The 23,980-nt window shown below is 64.3% G+C and carries 26 protein-coding genes and 1 tRNA gene; 18 read left to right on the forward strand and 9 right to left on the reverse strand.

The window, feature by feature from the left end:
- Positions 1-93: 93 nt before the first annotated feature.
- Positions 94-1,542 (reverse strand): PLP-dependent aminotransferase family protein, encoded by a 1,449-nt coding sequence (locus QA643_RS04315; protein WP_283031969.1) that lies wholly within the window; start codon positions 1,540-1,542, stop codon positions 94-96.
- 96 nt (positions 1,543-1,638) lie between these two features.
- On the opposite strand from QA643_RS04315, the gene QA643_RS04320 reads away from it, so the two are divergent.
- On the forward strand, positions 1,639-2,556 hold the full coding sequence (locus tag QA643_RS04320) for a DMT family transporter (RefSeq protein ID WP_283031970.1): 918 nt from the start codon (positions 1,639-1,641) through the stop codon (positions 2,554-2,556).
- Here the strand turns inward: QA643_RS04320 and QA643_RS04325 are convergent.
- Positions 2,553-3,197 carry a hypothetical protein gene (locus QA643_RS04325; RefSeq protein ID WP_283031971.1) on the reverse strand — a complete coding sequence of 215 codons (645 nt, stop codon included), beginning with the start codon at positions 3,195-3,197 and terminating at the stop codon, positions 2,553-2,555. The two genes, QA643_RS04320 and QA643_RS04325, sit on opposite strands and share 4 nt — an antisense overlap.
- A gap of 149 nt (positions 3,198-3,346) precedes the next feature.
- Here QA643_RS04325 and QA643_RS04330 point away from each other — a divergent pair, with 149 nt between their 5' ends.
- The 3 genes from QA643_RS04330 (at position 3,347) to QA643_RS04340 (ending at position 5,253) form a co-directional block, all read left to right on the forward strand.
- Positions 3,347-3,595: a hypothetical protein gene (locus QA643_RS04330; protein WP_283031972.1), complete on the forward strand. Its 249-nt coding sequence runs from the start codon at positions 3,347-3,349 to the stop codon at positions 3,593-3,595.
- 129 nt (positions 3,596-3,724) lie between these two features.
- Positions 3,725-4,402, forward strand: a complete 678-nt coding sequence (locus QA643_RS04335; protein WP_283031973.1) for a hypothetical protein — start codon at positions 3,725-3,727, stop codon at positions 4,400-4,402.
- Between the two features lie 107 nt (positions 4,403-4,509).
- A complete protein-coding gene (locus QA643_RS04340) occupies positions 4,510-5,253 on the forward strand; it encodes a hypothetical protein (protein WP_283031974.1) in 744 nt (247 codons plus the stop codon).
- 138 nt (positions 5,254-5,391) lie between these two features.
- Here the strand turns inward: QA643_RS04340 and QA643_RS04345 are convergent, their stop codons facing one another.
- A complete protein-coding gene (locus QA643_RS04345) occupies positions 5,392-5,619 on the reverse strand; it encodes a cysteine rich repeat-containing protein (protein WP_349253283.1) in 228 nt (75 codons plus the stop codon).
- Between the two features lie 245 nt (positions 5,620-5,864).
- Here QA643_RS04345 and QA643_RS04350 point away from each other — a divergent pair, with 245 nt between their 5' ends.
- Positions 5,865-6,155, forward strand: coding sequence for a hypothetical protein (locus tag QA643_RS04350; RefSeq protein ID WP_283031976.1), 291 nt, complete (start codon positions 5,865-5,867; stop codon positions 6,153-6,155).
- A 215-nt stretch (positions 6,156-6,370) separates the two neighbouring features.
- On the opposite strand, the gene QA643_RS04355 is transcribed toward QA643_RS04350, so the two are convergent.
- Both QA643_RS04355 and QA643_RS04360 read right to left on the reverse strand, forming a co-directional pair.
- Positions 6,371-8,320 (reverse strand): ATP-binding protein, encoded by a 1,950-nt coding sequence (locus tag QA643_RS04355; RefSeq protein WP_283031977.1) that lies wholly within the window; start codon positions 8,318-8,320, stop codon positions 6,371-6,373.
- Positions 8,317-8,994: a response regulator transcription factor gene (locus QA643_RS04360; RefSeq protein ID WP_283031978.1), complete on the reverse strand. Its 678-nt coding sequence runs from the start codon at positions 8,992-8,994 to the stop codon at positions 8,317-8,319. Before QA643_RS04360 ends, QA643_RS04355 begins: the two co-directional genes overlap by 4 nt.
- A gap of 326 nt (positions 8,995-9,320) precedes the next feature.
- On the opposite strand from QA643_RS04360, the gene QA643_RS04365 reads away from it, so the two are divergent.
- Positions 9,321-10,586 carry a threonine ammonia-lyase gene (locus QA643_RS04365; RefSeq protein ID WP_283031979.1) on the forward strand — a complete coding sequence of 422 codons (1,266 nt, stop codon included), beginning with the start codon at positions 9,321-9,323 and terminating at the stop codon, positions 10,584-10,586.
- A 165-nt stretch (positions 10,587-10,751) separates the two neighbouring features.
- Positions 10,752-11,000, forward strand: coding sequence for a hypothetical protein (locus QA643_RS04370; protein ID WP_283031980.1), 249 nt, complete (start codon positions 10,752-10,754; stop codon positions 10,998-11,000).
- A gap of 239 nt (positions 11,001-11,239) precedes the next feature.
- Here QA643_RS04370 and QA643_RS04375 read toward each other — a convergent pair whose 3' ends face one another.
- Entirely contained in the window at positions 11,240-11,626 is a 387-nt protein-coding gene (locus tag QA643_RS04375; RefSeq protein ID WP_283031981.1) for a hypothetical protein, read from the reverse strand.
- Between the two features lie 180 nt (positions 11,627-11,806).
- Here QA643_RS04375 and QA643_RS04380 point away from each other — a divergent pair, with 180 nt between their 5' ends.
- A complete protein-coding gene (locus QA643_RS04380; RefSeq protein ID WP_283031982.1) occupies positions 11,807-12,034 on the forward strand; it encodes a hypothetical protein in 228 nt (75 codons plus the stop codon).
- Between the two features lie 269 nt (positions 12,035-12,303).
- Here QA643_RS04380 and QA643_RS04385 read toward each other — a convergent pair whose 3' ends face one another.
- Complete coding sequence (locus tag QA643_RS04385) at positions 12,304-13,191, reverse strand: helix-turn-helix transcriptional regulator (RefSeq protein WP_283031983.1); 888 nt, start codon at positions 13,189-13,191, stop codon at positions 12,304-12,306.
- An 88-nt stretch (positions 13,192-13,279) separates the two neighbouring features.
- On the opposite strand from QA643_RS04385, the gene QA643_RS04390 reads away from it, so the two are divergent.
- From QA643_RS04390 to QA643_RS04410, 5 genes are all read left to right on the forward strand, one after another.
- Positions 13,280-13,972 (forward strand): ABC transporter permease, encoded by a 693-nt coding sequence (locus QA643_RS04390; RefSeq protein ID WP_283031984.1) that lies wholly within the window; start codon positions 13,280-13,282, stop codon positions 13,970-13,972.
- 2 nt (positions 13,973-13,974) lie between these two features.
- Positions 13,975-14,697, forward strand: coding sequence for an ATP-binding cassette domain-containing protein (locus tag QA643_RS04395; RefSeq protein WP_283031985.1), 723 nt, complete (start codon positions 13,975-13,977; stop codon positions 14,695-14,697).
- A 16-nt stretch (positions 14,698-14,713) separates the two neighbouring features.
- Positions 14,714-15,541, forward strand: a complete 828-nt coding sequence (locus QA643_RS04400) for a substrate-binding domain-containing protein (RefSeq protein WP_283034710.1) — start codon at positions 14,714-14,716, stop codon at positions 15,539-15,541.
- A 5-nt stretch (positions 15,542-15,546) separates the two neighbouring features.
- The gene (locus QA643_RS04405; RefSeq protein WP_283031986.1) at positions 15,547-15,789 is read left to right on the forward strand and encodes a hypothetical protein; all 243 of its coding nucleotides are present in this window, start codon (positions 15,547-15,549) and stop codon (positions 15,787-15,789) included.
- 389 nt (positions 15,790-16,178) lie between these two features.
- Positions 16,179-16,502 carry a hypothetical protein gene (locus tag QA643_RS04410; RefSeq protein WP_283031987.1) on the forward strand — a complete coding sequence of 108 codons (324 nt, stop codon included), beginning with the start codon at positions 16,179-16,181 and terminating at the stop codon, positions 16,500-16,502.
- A gap of 62 nt (positions 16,503-16,564) precedes the next feature.
- Here the strand turns inward: QA643_RS04410 and QA643_RS04415 are convergent, their stop codons facing one another.
- On the reverse strand, positions 16,565-17,374 hold the full coding sequence (locus QA643_RS04415; protein WP_283031988.1) for a lytic transglycosylase domain-containing protein: 810 nt from the start codon (positions 17,372-17,374) through the stop codon (positions 16,565-16,567).
- 326 nt (positions 17,375-17,700) lie between these two features.
- Here QA643_RS04415 and QA643_RS04420 point away from each other — a divergent pair, with 326 nt between their 5' ends.
- The 4 genes from QA643_RS04420 to QA643_RS04435 all read left to right on the forward strand — a co-directional run bounded on the left by QA643_RS04420 (position 17,701) and on the right by QA643_RS04435 (position 22,384).
- Positions 17,701-18,867, forward strand: coding sequence for an MFS transporter (locus QA643_RS04420; protein ID WP_283031989.1), 1,167 nt, complete (start codon positions 17,701-17,703; stop codon positions 18,865-18,867).
- A gap of 60 nt (positions 18,868-18,927) precedes the next feature.
- Entirely contained in the window at positions 18,928-19,878 is a 951-nt protein-coding gene (locus QA643_RS04425; RefSeq protein WP_283031990.1) for an oxygenase MpaB family protein, read from the forward strand.
- Between the two features lie 166 nt (positions 19,879-20,044).
- Positions 20,045-20,350, forward strand: a complete 306-nt coding sequence (locus QA643_RS04430) for a hypothetical protein (RefSeq protein ID WP_283031991.1) — start codon at positions 20,045-20,047, stop codon at positions 20,348-20,350.
- A gap of 243 nt (positions 20,351-20,593) precedes the next feature.
- A complete protein-coding gene (locus QA643_RS04435) occupies positions 20,594-22,384 on the forward strand; it encodes a peptide ABC transporter substrate-binding protein (RefSeq protein WP_283031992.1) in 1,791 nt (596 codons plus the stop codon).
- Positions 22,385-22,444: 60 nt separating this feature from the next.
- On the opposite strand, the gene QA643_RS04440 is transcribed toward QA643_RS04435, so the two are convergent.
- Positions 22,445-22,529: transfer RNA gene (locus QA643_RS04440), tRNA-Leu, on the reverse strand.
- 170 nt (positions 22,530-22,699) lie between these two features.
- Here QA643_RS04440 and QA643_RS04445 point away from each other — a divergent pair.
- A complete protein-coding gene (locus QA643_RS04445; RefSeq protein WP_283031993.1) occupies positions 22,700-23,239 on the forward strand; it encodes a disulfide bond formation protein B in 540 nt (179 codons plus the stop codon).
- The last annotated feature ends 741 nt before the right edge of the window (positions 23,240-23,980 follow it).

The following is a 23,980-nucleotide window of genomic DNA, read 5'->3' on the forward strand; positions in this document are numbered from 1 at the left end:
TATTGCGCCGCTATCAGGGCAAAGCGGACTTCATATGCGCTCTGACTGCGGCGCGGGTTTTGAGCACACGCCTCAGTTTGGGCTATCCGTATCTCAGCGCATGATCCGTCCCAGGATGCGTGCGGCCCGATCGATCTCCTGGTCATTCCACGCCGCGAAGCCGAGAAACAGGCCTCGCTCGCTGGTCTTGTGGTACAGCATTTTTGTCAGCGCCCGGCTGACGACGCCGGCCTCGAGCAGCCGCGCGGCCAGTTGCTGATCGTTGGTTTGGGGCCGGCACCTTGCCAATAGCTGCATGCCGCCGGCCGGCGCTTCGACGGCGAGGCGGTCGCCGGCCTCGGCGGCGAGCGCCTGCAGCATGCGATCGCGGCGTCCCTTGTAGAGGCGCGTCATCCTTCTGATGTGACCGAGATAGGCGCCCGCGCTGATGAAGTCGGCCAGCGCATCCTGCATCGTGACCGGCGTCAATATTCCCATGTGGCGCTGCGCGAGCTCGAAGACATCAATCAGCGCTTCGGGCACGACGACATAGCCGATGCGAATGTCCGCATAGGTCGCCTTCGAGAAGGTGCCGAGATGGAACACGCGCTGTGACGGTGCGAGCCCCTGCAGCGCCGCCACCGGGCGGGCCTCATAATGGAACTCGCCGTCATAGTCGTCCTCGATGATGCAGGCGCCCGCTGTCTCTGCAAAGCGAAGCAGTTCGAGGCGGCGGCCGACCGGCATCAGCCGCCCGGTCGGGTACTGGTGCGACGGGGTGACGAAGATCAGCCGGGGCGTTTGCTTGTGCGGGGAAATGACCATGCCTTGCGAGTCGAGCGGGATGGCCGAGAGGATGGCGCCGGCGGCCTCAAATGCCACGTTGGCGCCGGCGTAACCGGGGCTCTCGACCCAGGCATGATCACCCGATTCGAGTAGCGCGTTAGCGACCAGCATCAGGCCGGCTTGCGCCGTGGGCACGAACAGGATCTGGCTGGCTTTGGCCTTGATTCCGCGATGAACCACGAGATGCCTGAGCAGGGCTTGCTGCAGCGGCGGATGGTTGATGGGGCGATCGCGGCGCAGCGGCGCGTTCCGCGCCGCGCGACGCAGGCAGCGGCTCCACTCGTCGTGCGGAAATTCGCGTTCGTCCGCCAGTCCGGGCTGAAACGGCCGGGGCCGCTCCTTGTGAATCGGCGGCCAGACCGACCGCTGAAGGCTGCTTGCCCAGGCCGACAGGTTTATCCGTTCGCTCCCCGCACGATTGTTTCTGTTTCGCGGCGGGCTCTTGCGCCGGTCGAGCGACAGGCCTTCCGCTACGACCGGCCGGCGTCCGGCGGAAAGGGTGAGATAGCCTTCCGCCGCCAATTGCTCGATCGCGAATGAGACGGTGTTCCGCGACAGGCCGAGCGATTGCGCCAGCTGACGGCTCGACGGCATGCGCTGGCCGGGCGCGAGGCGGCCCGTGGCGATCAGGCGCCGCAACTGGTCGGTGAGCTGGCGCGTCAGCGTCTCATCGCCGTCGCGCGCCAGATGCAGCATGCCGGGCAGCAGGTCGTCCATAACTGGCTCTAATAAATCGTAGAAACTGGTTCTTTCATTAGGGCCAGTTCAGGGGCTAGGCAATGTGGAAACGCATCAGGACAGGACGCATCTGGCATGGCCGGTGGACTTTCAACCCGCGGCGCGGCTGTACTGCTCTCCGGCGTCGTGCTGGCGTGGGGGACGAGCTGGCCGGCGACCAAGATGGTCGTGCAGGACGTGCCCCCGCTATGGGCGACCGCGCTGCGCTGCATGATCGCCGCCGCGACGCTGGCGCCGATGCTGTGGGTGCAGGGGCAGTTCATCATTCCGAGACGCGGCGACCTGCCGGTCGTGCTCTGCACCTCGCTGCTGCACCTGGTGGCATTTTCGGCGCTGGTCGCGACGGGTCTCCAATTCGTGCCGGCGGGCAGGGCGATCGTGCTCGGTTACACGACGCCGCTATGGGTCGCGATCGGCGCCGCCGTGTTCCTGTCGGAGCCCCTGACGCGCCGGCGCGCGACCGGGATCGGCTTCGGTCTGGCCGGGCTCGCCGTCATTTTCAATCCGCAAACGCTGAACTGGAGCGACCGCAACGCGCTGTTCGGCAGCGGCCTGATCCTGCTCGCGGCTTTCTGCTGGGCGGGCAATATCGTTTACGTCCGGGCCCACAAATGGATCTCGACACCCTTCCAGCTCGTGTTCTGGCAGGTCCTGATGGCGGCCGCGTTGCTCTCGGCCATGGCGTGGATCACGGAAGGCCCGCCGCGCATCGCGTGGAGCGGCCGCCTTGTCGCCCTGCTGCTCTATGGTGGGATCGTCTGCACGGCATTCGCCAATTGGGCGATGACGATGGCGAACCGCAGCCTGCCCGCCGTCACCACGTCGTTATGCCTTCTTGCGACACCGATGTTCGGCATTGTCAGTGCAGTTGTGATGTTGAACGAGCCGCTCGAGCCGTCGCTGTTTCTGGCAATGTCGCTGATCATCGGCGGCATCGCACTCGGCACCGTCGCAGGCGGATGGCCGCAAGGGATGCGCGCGAAGGCCGGTTAGTTCGCCACGAAATACCAGTCCTTGTCGTAACGGACGAGCTGGCTCGGCGGCTTGTCGTCGAACTCGAAAAACTTGTTGGGATCGCCGCCGGGCGGCACGCGCAGGAAGCCGGTGAAATAGTGCTTCAGCCCGCGCGTGGTCAGGAACAGCACGTAGGTGCCTTCGTCCGCCTCGTCGACGACGATATCATTTCCCACCGAAACGTTCGGCTCGCGGTCGCCGAGCGCGATCAGGTTCTTGTTGTAACTGACATTGGGCTTGAGTTCGCCGGCCTCGACGCGGGCCACGATCTGCTCGCGGTTTTGCCGGTGCCAGTAGAAATTCTGCTGCAGGGCGATCCGGTGCAGCGGCGCGTAGGCGAGGATGGCGAGCGTCAGCGCGCAGATGAGAAAGGGCAGGGCGAACTTCCTGCCACAGGTCGGGATCTTCACCAGCAACGTCGCCGACCACACGATGCAGCCGAAGAACAGTAGCGCCACCAGCGGCACGATGACGAGCAGGACAAAGCCGGACGGCCAGTCTGCCATCGCCAGTTCGAAGGTTGCGATCGACAGCGTGAAGACCGAAATCGCTGATGTCGCCGTTAGCGCGGCGCGCACCGAGGGCGCGGCTGACGTCGTCCGGGAGATCGCTTCAGCCATGCCGGGGCCGTTCCGCTTCCATCGTTCGGCGCGGTCCGGGATCGCCCCGGTCCGATGCTTAACGCGCCGTTAACCATATCTGCCCCAACAATAGCCCCAGAGGACGGTCCGCCGCCACCGCCGGACGGACGGCACCGAGGGGGCTGAAAATGGATTTCGACCGGTATCTTGCTGCCAAGACCCAGGCAACGCTCGCGGAGATCACCCACCGGGTGGCCCGTGCGCTCGATCGCCATCCGCTGTGCCGCGGCATCGAATTCGAGATCGTCAAGACGCCCCGCAGCCGCAAGAGCAACTGGACCGTCACCCTGCAGCAGGTCGCCCCGACCGCCCTGTGGGAGGCTTCCGAGATCGTTGCCGATATCCAGGAAGCCTACGAACTGGCCGTGGCTGCCTGATTCGGGCGGGTTCGGCGCAATTTCCCCATCTTTCGATGGCATCAGGGCCTGCATCGGCATCGTAAAGCCTCAATTGTCATGCAGTTTTTTCGGCAAAAGGGCCAGACATCGGCGGGAATGGAGACCTTTTTGACCAAAACCATGACGATCGTTGCGCTGATCTGTTTTCTCGTAGTCGGCGCTGCCGTCACGGCGATTATCGGCCGCGACAGTGTACCCATGGCGCAGCCCGAACTGGCGGCGGCTTCTGCCATTGCCGTTCAGGCGCCGGTGTCCAACAAGGAAGGCAAGAAGGACCGGCTTGCCGTCGTGAGTTACGCGGCCGCCGCCTACGAGCCGCCGCAGACCACCGCGACGTTGAGCGAGCCGTTGCGCCAGGCCTATGCGTCGACCGCCCCTGCCGATCTCGGACTGCCGAAGGAAGTTGCGCCGAGCGTCACGCCGGTCGCACCGCCGCCGAAGCCCAAGACCGTCGCCAAGCCGCAACCCCAGCCGCAGAAGAACTACGCGCTGCTCAGCGATGCCCAGATCGCCGGCATCAAGGATCGCCTGAAGCTGTCCTCGTCGCAGGAATATTACTGGCCGCCGGTCGAGACTGCGCTGCGCGCCGTCGCCCGCAAGATTCACGCCGGCCGTCAGGCCAACCCGAATGCGCAGGGCGTGCCGATCGACCCCGAGTCGGCCGAAGTGCAGCAGCTGAAATCGGCGGCGATGCCGCTACTGTTCCAGTTGCGTGAAGACCAGAAGAGCGAAGTCCGTTCGCTCGCCCGCATCATCGGCCTGGAAAAAGTCGCCGCGATGATCTGAGCGCGCGCTGCGCTTCACAGCGCCGCTGGTTCCAGCCTCCACACATTGATGTGCCGGAACATCGACCTCATCCACGCGTTTGCCCGCGAGGATGAGGGAGCCGAGCTATGCGGACATCAACGGCTTATTTTGCAGGCGTAGGAACCGTGATCTTCGCGGTCGGCGCCGGCCTTGGCGGGGGTTATCTGGCCGCGAACATCGCGCACCCGCCGGTGCAGACGGTTTCCAAGCTGGAACGAAGGATGTCCGCGGAACCTATCCCGGTCGCGACAGCGCCAGCGGAGCCGGTGCCTTATGCCGCAGCGCCACCAACGACGAATTCAAGTCCCGCACTCGCGCCGGAGCAGCAGGCTCAGCCACAACCGACGCAGTCCACACAGGCGGCAGCTCCTGCGGCCGAAGCGTCGCCCGCCGAAGAAAAGAAGACCGTCAACGTAACCGCCAACGACAACGTCGCGGCTGCGCCGCCCGCGCCGGCGCAGCCCTCGAAGGCCGTTGAACAGGCCGACGACAGGAGCGCCACGCCTCGGGAATCCAATGCGAGAGCCAGCGACGCCGACGTCAAGCGTGCGGCAGCCGACAAGCGCCGCGCCGAACGGCGGCAGCAATGGACGGACAAGCGCCGCTGGAAGCAGCCGCGTGAACAGCAACTGCGTGAACAGTCGCCGCGCGAGCAGGAGCTCGATGTGGTCGAGGACCGGGTCCGCGAAGCAACCGAGCCGCGGCGGATCAGGATCCGCGAAGAGGGTGAGCCAAGGGGCTTCTTTGGCGAGGTCGGGCGAAGGGACATGTTTGCCGAGCCGGCGAGGAGTGAGGCGCCGCGGATCAGGCTGTTCGATCAGGACGATTGATGGGCTTGCGGTGATCGCAAACGTCAGGAGCGTGGTGACGTAGGACCATCATCGCGCTCCTTCTGTTTGGGGGTGATCTCCTGATGAGCGCTTCGCGCCGTTCAGAGAGAATCGGCAGCGACATCTGAAGATCAGCGCTTACCCGCCGTGTGACTCCACCACCTTGCGGCAGCCGTCCGACAGCTTCGCCTTGTTGGCGCGCAGGCAGGCATTCATCTGCGGCGGCTTGCCGATGTGCTCGGCGCAGAATTTTCCGGCGTCGGAACGGCAGGCCATCTGTTCCTGCGGCGAGGGTCCGGACTGCGCCTGCGCCAGCGAGCCGGCGGCGAGCGTGAGGACCAGTACGGCGGCGGGGAGCGATTTCATCATGATTAGCCTTTCGACGAGAATGTGAGGGTTGAGAGCGCGCGAAAGCTCGTCGAGGTTGCGCGCCCGGTCCATGCCATGTTCATGGGCGTCGGAAAGCAGGCGGCCGAGGCCTCCCGCGCATTCACACCATTTTCATGGGATGTTGCCGCGCCCCGCGTTGGCCCATGTACATCTCGCGTCGGCTGCGGTGACCGATCGGTACATCGCAAAGAGCTGCACGCCCAATTCGGGAGAGATGACACATGTTGAGGAAGACAGGTTGGCTGAATGCTGGTCTGACGGTGGCGGCGGTTTCGGTCCTTGCGTCGTTCGCGCTGGGCGGTGTGGGCTCGGCCCAGGCGGCGGTGGTGTACTGCAAGACGGTCGGCGTGCCGAAGGGCTGCGTGGCGCGGCCGACGCCGGTGGCGCGGGCTGTGGTCGCGACGCCCGTCGTTGGCGTCGGCGCGGTCGGCGTCGGTGCTCCCGGCGTCGGCGTTCGTCCCGGCACCCCGATGAACCGCGGCGGTCCGGTCAACCGCGTCGGCCGTCGCTGAGACAAGAGGGTGATGATCTCAGGTTAGATGAATTTAAGGCGCAGATGTTTCACCGCTCCCGCTTGCGGGGGAGGTCGGCGCGAGGCGCCGGGTGGGGGCTCTCTCCACATAGGCAGTGTCGCCCGCGGAGACACCCCCACCCTAACCCTCCCCCGCAAGCGGGAGAGGGAGCACACCTCCTTCGTGGTCGCGATTAGATCTCATTTCATCATGTGTTAGCTGACCGAGCCGTCCGCGTCCGGGAAGCGGGGAGGCAAGGTCAGCCTCACATGCGTACCTCGATCGGGCCCATGGGCGCAGGAGCTTAAATCCAGCTCCGCGCCACAGTGCGCGGCGCGGCTTCGCATGTTGCGCAGGCCGCGCGCTGCCTTCGCCGCGCCGGCAGCCCCGCCGTCGGGCGCGATCTCAAATCCCTTGCCGTCGTCCTCGACGGTGATGCAGCCCCGCTCGAGGCCGTCCTCGCTGGTCAGCGTCTCTATTCTCACCGTCACACGTTTTGCTTCGGCGTGCTTCACCGCATTGGTCACGGCCTCGTCCAATAGCCGCACGATCTGGATGACATGCCATGGCCGCAACTCGGGATGAACCGGCAGGCCCTGCGGGGTCACCGCGCGCCAGTCGAGCGCGATGTCGTGCGGGCGCAGTTGCGCCATGGCGCGTTCGCGCCACGAGCCCAGCGCCAGCATCAGGTCGCCGCCGATGTCGTCCATGGAATCGATGACGAGGCGCAGATCCTTCAGCGCGGCGCGCGCCGCATCGCCGATTCCTTCGCTGCCGTTGCCGCGTTCGCTGAGCGCCACGATGCTGACGAGCTGGCCGCCGAGCCCGTCATGCAGGTCGCGCATCAACCGCGTGCGTTCCCGCGCCAGCGCCGCCGCCCGGGCGCGCTCCTCCTCGCGGGCGAAGCTGGCCTTCAGCTTCTCCTCGGCTTCGCGCACCTGGGTGACGAGCCGGCCGGCAAAGCCGTCGACCTGGTTCAGCGCGCGGGCGAAGCGCCAAGTCAGCCCGGCGCCGATCGCCACCAGCATCACCGAATAGGACAGCCGCGAGACGAAGATGCGGTTCGGCACCAACTGGAATACCGCGAGCAGGTCGGAGATCCAGCAGGTCAGCATGATCGTGACCGCGCAGCCGAGCAGGAAGCTCGCCATGTTCGGCCGTTTCAGCGCCGAACGGGCGATGACGATGGCCATGATGACCAGCGATAGGCCGACCATCGGAACGGCGAGAATCAAGAACAGCGCGCGCACCAGCGCCTGATTTCCGAACACGCCTGCCAGCGCCAGCAGGATGCCGGGAAGGAACATGAGCCAGCCATAGCGCTGCCATTTCCAGCCCGATAGCAACAGCGCGAATGTCAGCACCAGCGCGCTTTCGATCGGTGCGGATGAAATCACGATCACGTTGAGCTTGGAGAGCGGCGTCTCGCCGCCCATCGGCGTCTGCAGGAAGGCCTGTCCGACGCCGACCGCCATCGCCGCCGCGAGCACGCCATAGGCCGGCTCATGCCGCCGCATCACCCACATGATGCCGAGAATGACCGCCAGGATCGCCTGCCAGGACGAGAACACCACCGGCAACGTGACGAAGATCAGCGTCCTAAGGTCATAGCTCGGGCGCAGCAACTGATCCGGGCCGACATAGATGCGGTCGAGGAAGCCCGTGATCGGTCCCCAGATGAACAGCCGGATCGCGATCGTGTTCTCGCCGTCGCGCAGCACCGATGCCGGAATCACCGCGATGGCCGGCGTATTGCGATCGGGGCGGTTGGCGGCGGGATCGCGCCGGCTGTCGAGGATCGCGACGCCGTTGACGGTGACCTCGACACCGTTGGTGAAGCGCGGCAGATACACCGACCAGGCCTCTGCGGCCTCGCCGGCCGGACGGACGAAGTGTCCGCTGAAGCGCGGCGGATCGTTCATTGCATTCCGCAGCGGCGAGAAGTACGGCAGCGTCACCGCGCGCTCGGTGCCGGCTTCGGAGAGATTGAACGCCGTGACCTGATACTGGGCGGGAGGCGAGGGGAGCGACTGCAACAACGCGAGCACGCAGGCGGCGGAAATCACCGCCTGCAACAGCAGGTACTGGATCAGGCGCGACGTCTGCAGCCGCCGGCGCTCGCGGGCCGGCAGGTCCGGTTGCGCGTCGTCGCCGTGATTGTTCACAGCTTGATCAAGCCCTGCTGGACCGCCTCGAACACCGCCTCGCCCCGGGTGTGGACCTCGAGCTTGCGATAGATGTTCTTGATATGCCCGGGCACGGTCTGGCGCGACAGGCCGAGATGGCTGGCGATCTCGGCGTAGCTGAAACCCTTGGCGATGCCCCAAAGGATGTCGATCTCTCGCGGCGTCAATTTGGTGGTGTTGAGCGCGGGGCCGGGCGGCGGTTCTGGCGTGCTCTGGGTCCGCCGCACGATGAAGCGCGCGATCGAGGCCGAGATCGGCGAGTGGCCGGCGACGAGGTCGCGCACGGTGGCGGCGATGTCGGTCGGGAAGGCATCCTTGAGCAGATAGCCGGTGGCGCCGACGGTGATCGCCGAGATCACGCTCTCCTCGTCGCCGAGGATCGAGATCACCATGATCTCGGTATCGGGATAGCGCTGGCGGGTTTCGCGGATCAGGTCGACGCCGTGGCCGTCGGGCAGCTGCAGGTCGGTCAGGAGCACCCGCGGCGCGCCCTCCGCGAGGCAGGCGCGGGCTTCGGAAAGCGTGCCGGCGGCCCTGACCTGATAGCCGGCCTTGACGAGCGCATCCTGCAACCGCCACAGGGTCGGCGCGTCGTCCTCGACCAGCACGACCGCGATGGCCTCCACCTGCGGCGCCTCGCCCAATGAATTCATCTGAAAGCTCCGGCTGCCTGTCCCTGCAGCCCCGCCGACTGTACCCCCGCGGCGGGTTTTGGCGACACCCATGTTCATGGGACGGGATTTGTGCGGAGACATCAGCCAGCCACCGGGCGCGCGGTCATGCCGTCGATCAGGAGGTCGAACTCGCGCAAGGTATCCTTCATGTCCCGGGCCCTTTAGTGGTGACGCAAGCAAGCGTTTCTTGCCTGCGGTCACGAGTTTCTGAACAAGAATGCTTGAAAGGGCAAGATCACGATTTGAGGCAGGCATAGCGGATGGAAAAGGCCTATACGATGGCCTTCCAAACGAGGCCGCCATTAATGCCGAAAGCTCCGAAGAATGCCCCGCCGAGCCAGCCCGCTGCGCAAGCCGGTCTTGCCGTGACATCGGACGATGTCAGGGCCGCGGCTGCGGCCATTGCCGGCTCGGTGATGGTCACCGAATGCGACCAGAGCCGGACGCTGAGCGAGATCTGCGGCTGCCAGCTCTGGCTCAAATTCGAGAACCTGCAGTTCACCTCGACCTTCAAGGAGCGTGGCGCGCTCAACCGTCTGCTCGCGCTGTCGCCGGAGCAGCGGCAGCGCGGCGTGATCGCGATGTCGGCCGGCAACCACGCGCAGGGCGTCGCTTACCACGCCAATCGTCTCGGCATTCCCGCCACCATCGTGATGCCGGTCGGCACGCCGATGGTGAAGATCGAGAACACGCGGCGTCACGGCGCAGAAATCATCATTTCCGGCGCGACGCTTGAAGAGGCCGCCGATTTCGCGCGCGAGCACGGCAAGGCCAAAAATCTGACCATGATCCATCCCTATGACGATCCGCATGTCATCGCGGGGCAGGGCACCATCGCGCTCGAAATGCTCAAAGCCGCGCCGCAACTCGACACGCTGGTGATCCCGATCGGTGGCGGCGGCCTGATTTCGGGTATGGCAATCGCGGCCAAATCGATCAAGCCGGAGCTGCAGGTGGTCGGCGTGCAGGCGCAGCTCTATCCCTCCATGTACAATGCCATCAAGGATGCGCAACTGCCGATGCGCGGCGACACGCTGGCCGAAGGCATCGCGGTGAAGTCGCCGGGCCGCATCACCACGGACATCATCCGCCATCTCGTCGACGATATCGTGCTGGTCACTGAGGACCAAATCGAGCGGGCGGTGGCGATGCTAATCGCGATCGAAAAGACCGTGGTCGAGGGCGCCGGTGCGGCCGGCCTCGCCGCGGTGCTGGCCGCGCCGGAACGCTTCGCCGGCCGCAAGGTCGGCCTCGTGCTGACCGGCGGCAACATCGATACGCGGCTGATCGCCTCCGTGCTGACGCGCGAACTCGCGCGCGAGGGCCGCCTGACGCAGATCGCCATCGACATCGTCGACCGCCCCGGTCAGCTCGCCGCCGTCTCGGCGCTGCTCGCGGACGCCGGTGCCAACATCATCGAGGTCTCGCACCAGCGCACGTTCTCGGACCTGCCCGCCAAAGGCACCTTGCTCGAGGTCGTGATCGAAACGCGTGACCGCGCGCACCTGGAAGACGTGATGAAGCGGCTCGGCGAGGCCGGTTATGTCGCGTGGCTCCCGGGGCGGCGGTGATTTTGGCAACGGGCAGCTTGCTCCTGCAGCCCTCAAGCCTCTATGGATGTGCGCCAGCAATGCAATTCGCTCAGAAAAAGCACGCCATTTGGCTGCTCCAGCGCATACCGGCCGCTTCCCAGCCATGGTAGAATTGCAGCAAGTTGTGCGGTTGGGAGTTCCCAAATGCCAATCAAGCCGCCCATTGTTACGGAGATGGACCTCCGACGGGCTCGTCAGATCGTCCTTTCTTTGGCGCCCCTCAAGGGCCTCACCAGCGATGACGCCGAAATTGTTGCCAGGATAATCGCCTTGAGCTTCGCCGAAGGTCGCCAACGGGGCTTGGATATCGCAATGGATTGGAGCACTGACGAATGGCAGCACGCCCGGGCAAAGGCTTGTGCGGCGCATGCGGCCCGCGTTGCCGGCGATTAGCAGGAGGGCTTTCCGCCAATTTGCTGCGGGAGTCCGCCAAGGGTCATAATCGACATTTTGGACCCTCAACGGCGATGTCGGGTGTACCGCTCAAGGCGGACGACCTCGATGCCGCTCATCACGCGCTCAACTTTGCCGAGGTCTAGTTTACCAGCCGCACCGATCCCGCTTCGTTCACCGTATCCGCCAATCGCGGAAAGTCGCGTCGCGCATAAGATCGAACAGCGCCTGCGGCTGTGCTACCCGCGAATGCGTTGCTCAAGGTTGGCCGCCGGTCCCCCGGCGCGTACGTTGCGAGTCCCTGACGAATGCACCTGCGAGCCGGCGAAGTTTTTCCACGGACCAATCGTATCGACAATGATATTGATTCCGGCGACCGCACTTTCGATCTGGCGCTGCACGCTCTCGACCTCTGTTTTGAGGAATTCCTGCATCTTCTGCAGTTCGGAAGCCAGCTTGTGAAGGTCGTCGATCGAGTTTGAGGTCAACCGGGCGACGGATGAATTGAAGCGCTCGGTATTGATCTCGAGCGCGCTCGAAGCGTCAGATTTTTCTTTGCCGGATTGCGCGGCCAAGGCCTCTTCCGCCGCAGACGTTTTCTCATCGGCAGTCTTTGGGGTGTCCATCAGCTTCTCCCTGGGTGCTGCAGCCCGCAGCGATAGGCGTCGGTGAGTCGTTAGGCGATTTGGTGGCGTGGCGGTGACGAACCTGCGCCGGTGCGACGGGCCCTGCTGGCCGCGCCGGTTCCCGCCGACGGGAACGCCGTTTTGCATGACGAGTTATTCTTAGGCAGCACGGAGGAACCGATGAAGAAACTGATCGCAGTCACAGCGCTCGCGCTCATGAGCGGGGCGGCCTTCGCACAGAACACCGGCCCCGCTCCGCAGGCCGGAATGGAGAAACCCGGAAAGACTGATGGTGCCAAGCCAGATGGTTCGATGGACACGACCGGCATGAGCACTACCAAGGGCAATATCAAAAGGGAGAAGGACGGCGCGCCCGCGCCCGTGAAGCAGAAGGACACGAAAAAGTAGGGCGCATCACACTGGATGCTTGGCTGGCTCGGTGAGCAGATTGCGGCCTTGGGTCAGCAGCGTCGGTTTTCCCGTCGGCTATTTCCGGTCAGCCCGCAATCCCGGACACGCGGCAGCACCGCACCAGCTGACGCGATTTGCCCTCAATCAAAAGGCTGCCGCCGGAATCGAGCGGGGCCTCATACCCGAAGTTAGGTCAAAAACGCCATTTGAAGCCGTCAGCGATCAGCGATATGTCCGCTGCACTTCCCAGGGCGGACATCGTTATCCTAATTCACCAGCCGTACCGCGCCCGCTTCGCTGACGTCGTAACCGCCGAGCTCGTCCGCACGATCGCGAAAGCCCGGCTGCCGCATGAAATCGAATAACGCCTGCGGGCCCTTCATGAAGTAGTCGCGCTGGCGCATCACCAGATCAAAGCGCTCCCAGGTGAGCGGCAGGAAATCGAGCCCCGCCGCCTTGGCCACGCTGCGCGTTGCGATCCCGCAATCGATGCGGCCAGCGCGGATGGCTTGCGCGATGTCTGGGCCGGTCGGGAAGGCGGGCTTTGCGAGTTTCAAATCATCGAGTGCAATGCCGGCGCGCGCGAGCAGCGCCAGCAGCAGCAATTGTGCGCCGGCTCCGGTGGGACGCTGCGCCATCCTTACGCGCGAGGTGGCGATCGAGGCCATGTCGCTCAGATCAAGCGGATTGCCCGGCGCAACCAGAATGCCCTGTTCGCGCCTCGCAAAGCCGAGCACGACCGCATCGTGCAATCCCGGTGCGTCGGCGACCGCATCAAGGTTGGCGGTTTCGTCATCGCCCTTCAGGCGGTGCAGGTGGATCGCCGCGGCCATCACCTCGCCACGGACGAGCCGGCGCACGCCTTCCTCGCTGCCCTCGGGCAGGTTCGCGAGGCCACAATGGCTTTCACGCAGGGCCCATTCCAAGAGCGGATCGTGGCTGCCGCCGACGATCGGCGGCGCCGCCACCTGCGTCAGGGCGGCGGGCGCGATCAGCCCAGCAGCGACCCAGCGGTCGAGCGCGGTGCGTGGAAACAGCCAGCGCCCCGTCACCTTGCTGCAGGGCACTTCGCGGTTCGCCACCAGCTCATAGAGCTTGCGTTCCGAGAGCCGCAGATACTCGGCCGCTTCGTCCGTGGTCAGGAGTTCAGGCATAGGAACCGGTATGCATATGAGTGCATCTGGTACGAAAATTGACCATATTAGTGGCATCTGCGCAAGATAGCCGCCAAATGGAATTTCCATGTCCCAGGACGTAACAGCCCTTCAACTCGTGCTCAGCGGGGACCCCGCGCTGTTCGCCATCGTGCGGCTGTCGCTCTATGTCAGCCTGTCCGCGGTGGTTCTGGCAGCACTGATAGGCATTCCGCTCGGCGCCTGGATTGCGCTGACGAAATTTCCGGGACGTCAGGGCGTCATCGTCCTGCTCAATGCACTGATGGGCCTGCCGCCGGTCGTGGTCGGACTCGCGGTGTATCTGATGCTGTCGCGCTCTGGGCCGCTCGGCTCGTTCGGCCTGCTGTTCACCCCTGGCGCCATGATCGTCGCGCAGACGGTGCTGGTCACGCCGATCATCGCCGCGCTGACGCGCCAGACCATCGAGGATCTCTGGATCGAATATCGCGACGAGCTCACGGCGATGAACCTCGGACCGCTCGGCCGCGTATCGGCGCTGATCTGGGACGCGCGCTTTAGCCTCGTCACCGCGCTGCTCGCCGGCTTCGGCCGCGCCGCCGCCGAGGTCGGCGCCATCATCATCGTCGGCGGCAATATCGAGGGCTTTACCCGCACGATGACGACGGCGATTGCGCTTGAGACCTCCAAGGGCGACCTGCCGCTCGCGGTTGGTCTTGGGCTGGTGCTGATCGTGATCGTGATCGCCGTCAACGCGCTGGCCTGGACCGCCCGCCGCGCCGGCGAGCGATTGGCGGGATGACCATGCGCGCGCCTTCAAGCGAACTGCCGATTGAATTCGATGGCGTCACGCTGGCAGCTGGCGGCGTGACCATCCTTGACAATATCTCGCTCACCCTTCGCGCGGGTCCGCCGACGGTGCTGATCGGGCCCAACGGCTCCGGCAAATCCACGCTGCTGCGTTTGGCAATGGGACTGCTTGCACCTTCACACGGGCGCGTCACCTGGGGCGGCGTCGAAGATGTCCCGCCGCTCAGGCGCGCCATCGTGTTTCAGCGTCCGGCGATGCTTCGCCGCAGCGCCAGCGCCAATCTGCGCTTCGCACTGCGCGCCGCCGGCATCCCGCGTGCCGAACATGCGCGCCGCACGGGCGAGTTGCTCGACCTGGTCGGCCTGGCTCATGTCGCCGATCGCGCCGCGCGCCGGCTCTCCGGCGGCGAGCAGCAGCGGCTGGCGCTGGCCCGCGCGCTCGCGCGCGATCCCGCCGTGCTGTTCCTGGATGAGCCGACCGCGAGCCTCGATCCCGTCGCCAGCAAAGCGGTGGAAGACATCATCCGCGCGGTGAGCGAGCGCAACATCAAGGTCGTGATGGCAACCCACGATCTCGGCGAGGCGCGGCGGCTCGCCGGCGAAATCGTCATGCTTCACCGCGGCCGCATCGTGGAGCGCGGTACAGCCCCCGCGTTCTTCGACGCGCCACAGACCTTGGAGGCGAGGGCGTTCCTCGCCGGAGAATTATTGCTTTGAGGAGATGCAAATGAACATGCTCGCACGCCGTTTGATCGTCGCCGCGGTCGCCAGCTTCGCCTTCGCCGGCCATGCTATCGCACAAGACAAATCGATCGTGGTGGCCTCGACCACCTCGACGCAGGACTCCGGCCTGTTCGGCCACATCCTGCCGATGTTCAAGGCCAAGACCGGTATCGACGTGAAGGTGGTGGCGCAGGGCACGGGGCAGGCGCTGGATACCGCGCGCCGCGGCGATGCCGATGTGGTGTTCGTTCACGCCAGGCCGGCGGAGGAAAAATTCGTCGCCGAAGGTTTTGGCGTCAAGCGCTATCCCGTGATGTACAATGACTTCATCTTGATCGGCCCGAAAGCCGATCCGGCAGGCGTCAAGGGTTCGAAGGACATCGTCGCCGCGCTCGGCGCGATCAAGGCCAAGGGCGCCGACTTCATCTCGCGCGGCGACAAGTCCGGCACCCATCAGGCCGAGCTCAATCTTTGGAAGGTCGCCGGCATCGACATCGCCAAGGACAAGGGCCCCTGGTACAAGGAGATCGGACAGGGCATGGGCGCGGCACTCAACACCGCATCGGCCTCCAACGCCTATGTGCTCGCCGATCGCGGCACCTGGCTGTCGTTCAAGAATCGCGGCGACCTCGTCATTGCAGTGGAAGGCGACAAGCGGCTGTTCAACCAGTATGGCGTCATGCTGGTTAGCCCGGAGAAGCATCCCAGCGTCAAGAAGGGTCTCGGCCAACAATTGATCGACTGGCTGGTCTCGGCGGAAGGCCAGAAGGCGATCGCCGATTACAAGATCAACGGTGAGCAGTTGTTCTATCCGAACGCGGGCGATTCCGGCGCGTGATAGCCGTGCGGATTTCTGCACTGCTGACAGCCCTTTCGGTCATGACGGTCATCACCCTGTCGGATGACGCCTGGATCGATGTGATCCAGAACGGCCGCTACGCCCGCTCGGTCGGCAGCACCGGCCGCAGCGATTGTCCCGGCGTGCGCAAGAGCGTGCGGCTTGATCTCAATGCAAGCCCGGTCGTGCTGCAGCTCAGCGGCGTCGCGCCTGATACTATCGCCGTTACGATTGGGGCGGTTGAGTAGGTTTGCAAGCCGCGTTCGGTGTGCATGAATTCTCAGCGTCGGGCTGAGCATCCGGCGCACGGATCAGCCGATAGGTCGGCACCCAGGCAGTGGCCCACGTTTCGAGGGTCGTGCCGCAAACAACGCATTCAAAACTGTCGATCTCGCGCGAGGACGCCATCGCCTCGGTGCGACGGTAGATTGCGCCACATCTGCATTGTCGCTGCTTTTCGGTCACCGCGAATCATTACGCCCCGGCGTTTGATCGAACAACGCTACTCTCGTCGCAGGAACTGCTGTTCATCTGCCTGAATATTCGTTCACGGTCGGCGATCGCGGGCTTTATGTCGCACGCCGGAACGTCGCTCGCGCCGATCGGTTAGTCCGGACACGTTCACTGGAGTTCGATGATGAAGAAGTTAGCTATCGTGTTCGCCGTCGGTGCCGCAGCGTTGATCGGCGGTTCCGCAGCCAACGCCGCAGACGGTGGGTTGAGGTCGAAGGGTTCGACGAACGCCACGCAGACCGCGACCGATTTCAGCGCCCACCGCCGCCACTGGCGTCATCACTGGCACCACCACCACCGGCCCTATTACAGGAGCTATAACTACTATGCGCCGCGCTCTTACGGCTACTACGGGCCGCGCTACTATGGGCACCGCCATTACGGCTATGGGCACCGTTATTACGGCGGCGGCCCCGGCGTAACCTTCAGCTTCGGCAGCGGCTGGTAAAGTAGGCCGACGAAACAAAAAGCCCGCGAGCTTCGCGGGCTTTTTTTCGCAAGATGACGCAACTACAATTCGCGTGCGGCCTTCGACCGTGCCCGCCCGGATTCCGATGCGAGGCGCACGAGGGATTGTTTCCCGCTCTTGCGCGCGGCCTTCGCTGCGAGCTGGATGCGGCCGTTTGCCTTGCGCGCCGCCGTGCTGGCGCGCTTCGCCACCGTACTTGCCGCAACGCGCAGTTTTCTAGCGATAGCATTCTTGGTGGCTTCGGCGACCTCGGTTTCGCCCTTGCGCATCAGCGCGCTCGCGGAGGGCGTCAGGTCGACATTGACCGCTGCGATCTGCTCATTCCGCGATAGGCCGCCAACGCCTTCACAGGGCGCCTTCTGCGGCAGATCGGTCGGCATGTACACGGTGCTTTCCTCGTCGATCCAGGCTTCGGCCTTGTGACCGGTGATGATCTTGACGTAAGCGCGCGTTTCCTTCGGCAGCGAGCTGCGCCGCGACAGCCATTTCTCGATCCGGCCGCCGCCCGCATTGTAGGCCGCCGCCGCCAGCCCGAGATTCCCGAACTGATCGTGAAGCTTGCGTAGGAACCGCGCCGATGCCGGAATCGCCTGCAGCGGATCGAATGGATTCTTCAAACCCATCTCGACGGCCGTCTGCGGCATGAATTGCGCAATGCCTTGCGCGCCGGCCGAACTGATCTCTTCAGAACGAAACCTGCTTTCCTGCCAGAGCAGGCGCACGAGAAAGCCGATCGGAATATCGTGCTCCTCGGCGGCCGCCTTCACCGCTTCGCAGATTACGTCTGGCGATGCCTGTTCCTCATTCACCGCAGCGGCCGCGTGAGCGGCGGCATCGGCGTTCGCTATCATCGCAGCTGGCGCAGCAGCATTTGTTGCATCCAATGGCGAATACGCGAGCGATGCGCTCGCAGTTCCGGAAGTTGGATGCGGCGCAGGTTCTGATTCGGCTTCGGCGATAAGGAAGGACGGTTCCGTCCATACTGGCTTGATACTGGAACTTTCGAAATCCGCGGCGACTACAAACACAGCAATCGCAGCGGCGAAAAGATATCGCATCAATGTTCCATCCATGGTGTGTGATGTGCGGCCGGATAGAAGCGGGATGTGGACATTTCGCGGATTAACTGCGGCAGAGAGATGATTTTCGCGACCGTAGTTCTACCGATGGGAACCAAATGCGAGTGAGCGGAGCGTTTGCTTACATCGCGCTATACGCCGCGCTGTATGGTGCGTTCGGCGTGGCGTCACCTTTCTGGCCGAAATATTTCGAGACCAGAACACTCGCTCCGGAGCAGATCGGCGTGATACTGGCGGCGGCATTGTTGATGCGGCTGATCGCTGGTCCGCTTGTCGGAACGCTCGCCGATTTCCTGCAATCGCTGCGCCTTGTGCTCGCATGCTGCGCGGCACTGGCTGGCGCGGCGGCCGTCGCGCTGCTGTGGGCCGATGGCTTTTGGCTGTTGCTTATCGTGGCCCTCGTTCAAGCGGCGGCGCTGGCGCCGACGACATCGATTGCGGATGCATTGTCGGTCAACGCAGCGAAGCCGCAGATGAAAGGAAGGCCGTTTGAATATGGATGGATAAGAGGCGGCGCATCGGCTGCCTTCGTTTGCGGCACGCTCGTTATCGGACAATTGATCGGCCCTGACGATCTCACGCGCGTGGTCTGGTTGAACGCAGCCCTCTTGATCGTCGCCGCCGGCGCGACTGCGTTGGTGCCGGCCGTCGCCGCGCAATCGGCGCACCATACCGGCGCATCGCAGGCGGCGGGCGAAATTCGCAAGCTGCTCCGGCAAGCGCGGTTTCGCAGCTTGATTTTCGTTTCCGCCTTGATCTACGGCAGCCACGCCATGCATGACGCCTTTGCCGTGATCCGGTGGAGCCATGCCGGAATAGATACCTCCGTTATCAGCATCCTGTGGTCGGAAGCTGTCGCATCGGAAGTCATCGTGTTCTTTCTGGTCGGCCCGGCATTGCTCGATCGTTTCGGTCCGCGCGTTGCGGCGGCGATGGCAGCCATCGCCGGAATCCTGCGCTGGTCGATCGCGGGAATGACGAATTCTGTGATGGTGCTCGCGGTGTTGCAACCGTTGCACGGCTTGACGTTCGCGCTGCTCCATCTCGCCTGCATGCGCATGATGGGAAGCCTTGTTCCCACCCGCCTGGCTGCAACGGCACAGGCGCTGTACGCGTTCGGGTCCGGCGCCGTGACGGCCGCGCTGACGCTGTTTTCCGGCTTTTTCTATGCCCGCTATGGCGGCGCCGCCTTCGTCGCAATGGCGGTTCTCTGCGGTATCGCCCTGCCGCTGGCCTGGTTTGGCTTTGCCGACGCGCGGGATTAGGTTGCTGACATCGGCTCAGCCCATCGGTCTGGCTTGTTCGCCCGCGGAGGATCTTTCGAATTGGTCTCGGAAAGCGATCTCAGTGCCGCTCTGGAAATCGTCCGGGCCGAGGCCGCCGGGCCGGTGGAAGGCATCTTTGGTCCGGCATCGGCGACGTGGCGGATCGACCGGGAGGCCGTCATCTTCCTCGGCGCCGGCCGTGCCCTGCTGCTGCAGCTCACGCATCCCTGGGTCGCTGCCGCCATCGCCGAGCACTCGCGCACCCTTGCCGATCCGGTCGGCCGATTTCATCGGACTTTTGAGCTGATGTTCACGATGGTGTTCGGCTCGCGCGACGGCGCGCTTGCCGCCGCGCGGCGGCTACACCGGCGCCACGCCATGATATCAGGCGTGCTGCCGGAGGCGGTCGGCGCGTTCGCCGCCGGCTCCGCCTACTGCGCTAACGATCTTGCGGCGCTGCGCTGGGTTCACGCCACGCTGGTTGAAACCGCCGCAATGGCGCACGATCTCGTCCTGCCGCCGCTCTCGATCAGCGAGCGTGAGCGCTATTGGGCCGAGAGCCGGCTGTACGCCGGATTGTTCGGGCTGAAGGGGGCCGATCTCCCGGCGGATTGGGCCGCGTTCGCGGACTACACCGCCGCCATGGCTCAATCCGAGACCTTGACTGTCAGCGCCGCAGCGCGTGAAGTTGCCGGACAGATCTTCGCCGGCGCTCGCCGATGGCTGCGCCCGCCGCGATGGTATCTGGCGCTCAGCGTCGGCATGCTGCCGGAGCGCTTGCGCGCCGGCTTCGGCCTCGATGTCAGCGAGCGCGACAGAAGAGCCGCGGAGCGTGCGCTGGCATGGCTGCGCCGCGTCTATCCGCATCTGCCTGCGCGGGTTCGCTATGTCGGCCCCTATCACGAGGCGCAAGCGCGGCTGCAAGGAAAGCCACAGCCCGATCTTGCGACCCGATGCCTCAATCGCGCCTGGATCGGACGGCCGCGGCTTGCCGATGTCTGGGAGCGATGAAACCGCTCGGCACGGTGATCACCGCACGATCATCGAACGTCCTCAAACGGCCAACGCATGAATAGGCGTGAGCCGGAGAGAAAAAGAAAACTCAAGCCTCGATTTCTCAAACACCAGCGGACGCGCTAGGTTACGGCATTCCATCACGCCGCCTGCGGAGCATTCAATGGCACAATCCGATCAGCCAACTGCCGTCGACCCCGACAATGTTCCAGAGACGCTTTGCTGCGGCAGGTTCAATCTTTCCTTCCTCGCGGGTAACCTTGCCACCCTCACGTTTACGCATCCGAGGCCCAAGGCCGGCCCTCTGCTCGACTCCAACCAGATTCAGGACGAGACCGTGGTGCGCGCCCGCATCGTCATGCACCTCGACAATCTCGTGGCTCTCCGAAATTTCCTGAACGACGCCATCAAGGAAGGCACCCCCGCTACGGCCGAGCCGGCTTCCGGCGATGCCGGCAAGCTGAATTGATCGGAATTCTTTATCCTCCCAGGTTGGGTTGTCGTGCTGCGCAAGCACTGCTTCAAAGCGTCGCATCGCTGCTGCTTTCCGGCCGAGCCGTCGGTGTGGTCGCCGGTTGATAGCCCATCACTTTGCATCCGCCGCACCTGGCGCGGCGGAATGGCCCGGATCCTGCTTTGACACGGGCGCGCCGACCTGATCCATTTCCAGCGGCGAGCGCGACAAGGCACAGCAGTTCAAGGAGGCCGGGCCATGGAAGAACAGGAAATTCGAGACCTGATTGCGGACGTCAAGAACGGCCAGCTGTCGCGGCGGGCCTTTGTCCAGCGCATGATCGCGGTCGGCCTGACGGCGCCGATGGCCGGGATGATGCTGAGCCAGTCCGGCGTCGCGATGGCCGCGACCACCTATCCCTACAAGCCGACCAAGGCGGGCGGCGGCGGCGTGCTGAAGCTGATGTACTGGCAGGCCATCACCTTGCTCAATCCGCATTTCGCCGTCGGCACCAAGGACCAGGAAGGCTCGCGGATCTTTTACGAGCCGCTGGCGGGATGGGACAATGACGGCAATCTGGTGCCGGTGCTCGCGGCCGAGATTCCGAGCAAGGAGAACGATGGACTGGCCGAGGACGGCCGCTCCGTGACCTGGAAGCTGAAGCGCGGCGTCAAATGGCATGACGGCATGCCGTTTACGGCCGACGACGTCGTCTTCAACTGGGAATATGCCAAAAACCCCGATACCGCGGCGGTCTCGATCGCGAGCTACCGGGATATCAAGGTCGAGAAGATCGACGACTTCACCGTCCGCGTCGTCTTCGCCAAGCCGACGCCGTTCTGGGCCGATGCCTTCGTCGGCAATTACGGCATGATCATCCCGAAGCATCTGTTCAAGGATTATATCGGCAGCAAGTCGCGCGAGGCGCCGAACAATCTGAAGCCGGTCGGCACCGGCGCCTACCTGTTCGTCGATTTCACCCCGGGCGACATGCTGCGCGCCAAGATCAATCCCAACTACCACGTCGCCAACCGGCCGCAGTTCGACGAGCTGGAGGTCAAGGGCGGCGGCGATGCGGTGTCGGCGGCGCGCGCGGTGCTGCAGACCGGCGAATATGATTATGCCTGGAACATGCAGGTCGAAGACCAGATCCTGCTCAAGATGGAAGCCGTCGGCAAGGGCAAGATCAACATCGTGACATCGGGCAATGTCGAATTCATCCAGCTCAATTCGACCGATCCCGCCGCCGAAGTCGACGGCGAGCGCGCCAGCATCAAGACAAAACATCCGCTGTTCTCCGATCCGGCGGTGCGCCAGGCCATCAATCTCCTGATCGATCGCAGCTCGATCGAGAAGCACATCTACGGCCGCACCGCGGTCGCCACCGCGAACTTCCTCAACAACCCGGAGCGCTTCCGCTCGAAGAACACCAAATTCGAATTCAATGTCGACAAGGCCAACCACATCCTCGAGGCCGCCGGCTGGAAGAAGGGCCCGGACGGCATCCGCGCCAAGGACGGCAAGCAGCTGAAGTTCATGTACCAGACCTCGATCAACGCGCCCCGGCAGAAGACCCAGGCCATCATCAAGCAGGCGTGCCAGAAGGCCGGCATCGAGGTCGAGCTGAAGGCGGTGCTGGGCTCGGTATTCTTCTCCTCCGACGTTGCCAACCCCGACACCTACACGCATTTCTATTGCGACATGCAGATGTACAACACGACCATGCCGCAGGCCGATCCGCAGTTCTTCATGAACCAGTATGTGTCGTGGCAGGTCGCCAACAAGGACAACAAGTGGCAGGGCCGCAACGTCTCGCGCTGGCAAAGCAAGGAATATGACGAGATCTACAAGCAGGTCGAAAGCGAACTCGACGCCGTGAAGCGCGCTGCGCTGTTCATCAAGCTCAACGACCTCGTGGTGACGGACAATTACATTCAGCCGATCGTCTCGCGGACGCGCGTCGCCGCGCTGGGCGGCAAGGTGACCGCGCATCTTTCGGGGTGGGACGCGGATTTGTGGCAGCTCGCGAGCTGGTACAAGGAGGGGTGAAGCTCGATCTCACTTGGCAAGGGCCACGCTACGCGTAGCTTGCAAAGGCGCGGAAGCAATTGGTGCCCCTGGCCGGAATCGAACCAGCACTCCTTGCGGAACTCGATTTTGAGTCGAGCGCGTCTACCAGTTCCGCCACAGGGGCCTTCGGTCGCGGGGCGGATGCCCGGTGCGGCGAAGCGGGGCGGAATATAGCGGGCGGCTTGCGCGGGTCAACCCGCGCGGATGTGATTGTCGCGGCTCGATACGTCCGTGGCGGCGGGATCGGCCGGCTGCTATCTGTTCGGGCATGAACCCATGCTCCGGAGAGCGTCCGTGACATCGACTGCCGCCCATTCCCCGCCGTCGCGCCTTGCGGCCGATCCGGCCATTATGGCGGCGCTGGCGATTGCGGCCGTAGCCGCCGCGACGCTGGCCGGCGCCTGGTTCTTCCAGCTCGTGCTGGACATCCGGCCCTGTCCGCTCTGCCTTGAGCAGCGCTACGCCTATTACCTGGCCGTGCCGCTCGCCCTCGTAATCGCCTTCACAGCGGCGCGCGGGGCGCCGCGCTCTCTGCTGCTGGCCGGATTTGCCGTGCTTCTGCTCGCCGCGCTCGCCAATGCCTGGCTCGGGGGCTATCACGCCGGCGTCGAATGGAAGTTCTGGCCGGGGCCGAACGATTGCTCCGGCCCCGTCGCCGATCTCGGCAGCGCCGGCACGCTCTTGCAGCGCCTCGACACGGTCAAGGTGATCCGCTGCGACGAGGTGCAGTGGCGCTTCCTCGGCCTCTCGCTCGCCGGCTATAACGTGCTGATCTCGCTGGCGCTGGCCGTGATGGCCGTGTGGGGCATCGTGGCGGCGAAGCGGGCGGCGTAGATCGCTAGCTCGTAGGATGGGCAAAGGAGCGTAAGCGACGTGCCCACCATCCATCACCGAGTTCGCTGCTTGATGGTGGGCACGCTGCCGCTTTGCCCACCCTACGACGCCTTTGATGTGACTGCCCGACGGGCAAATCACTTCCGATATTCAGAAATTACGTCAAGCCAGAAATTTCCGATAATCAGAAATATTCCGCTTCCGTTTTCACCCAAATCAGCGGCATAACTGCGCCCGTCTCGCCGCAAGATGAGGGGCGCTCGCGAACGTCACGAACGCGCGGTGGGATGCGATGGACGCCGATGGCGCGAGAGACGTTGCGCGCCGGATGCGTACGGTGAAGTCGTGTGGTTCTGGCGCCGTGGTGCTGGCGTTAAGTCCGTAAGACGCGAAAGCTGCTTGCGGGCGACGGAGGCAAAAGAGCCGTTCTCCGGGAAGAGCGCGAAGTAAGCCGTAAAGCCATTGCGCAGGGAAGGCCGGGATGCTTCCGCCGAACCTGTATGCTCGTGTGCATCTCTTGTTATGCGCAACCGCACACGAGACCGCGGGTGCGGCGCGCACCCGATCTTCCCTGCGCCCTCATATGACGAGGGCAAAGACGATGCAAACCTCGGGCAATTCGTGTCGCGAGAACGCCGCCTCACACTCAGTCGTCGTCCTCCGCCTTGTGCGCAATTGCGCACTGGGGCGGGGGACCCAGTATTCCAGAGGCCGCAGTGATTGAACCGAGAAGCCGCGGTG

This window comes from Bradyrhizobium sp. CB3481 (assembly GCF_029714305.1).
Lineage (GTDB): Bacteria > Pseudomonadota > Alphaproteobacteria > Rhizobiales > Xanthobacteraceae > Bradyrhizobium.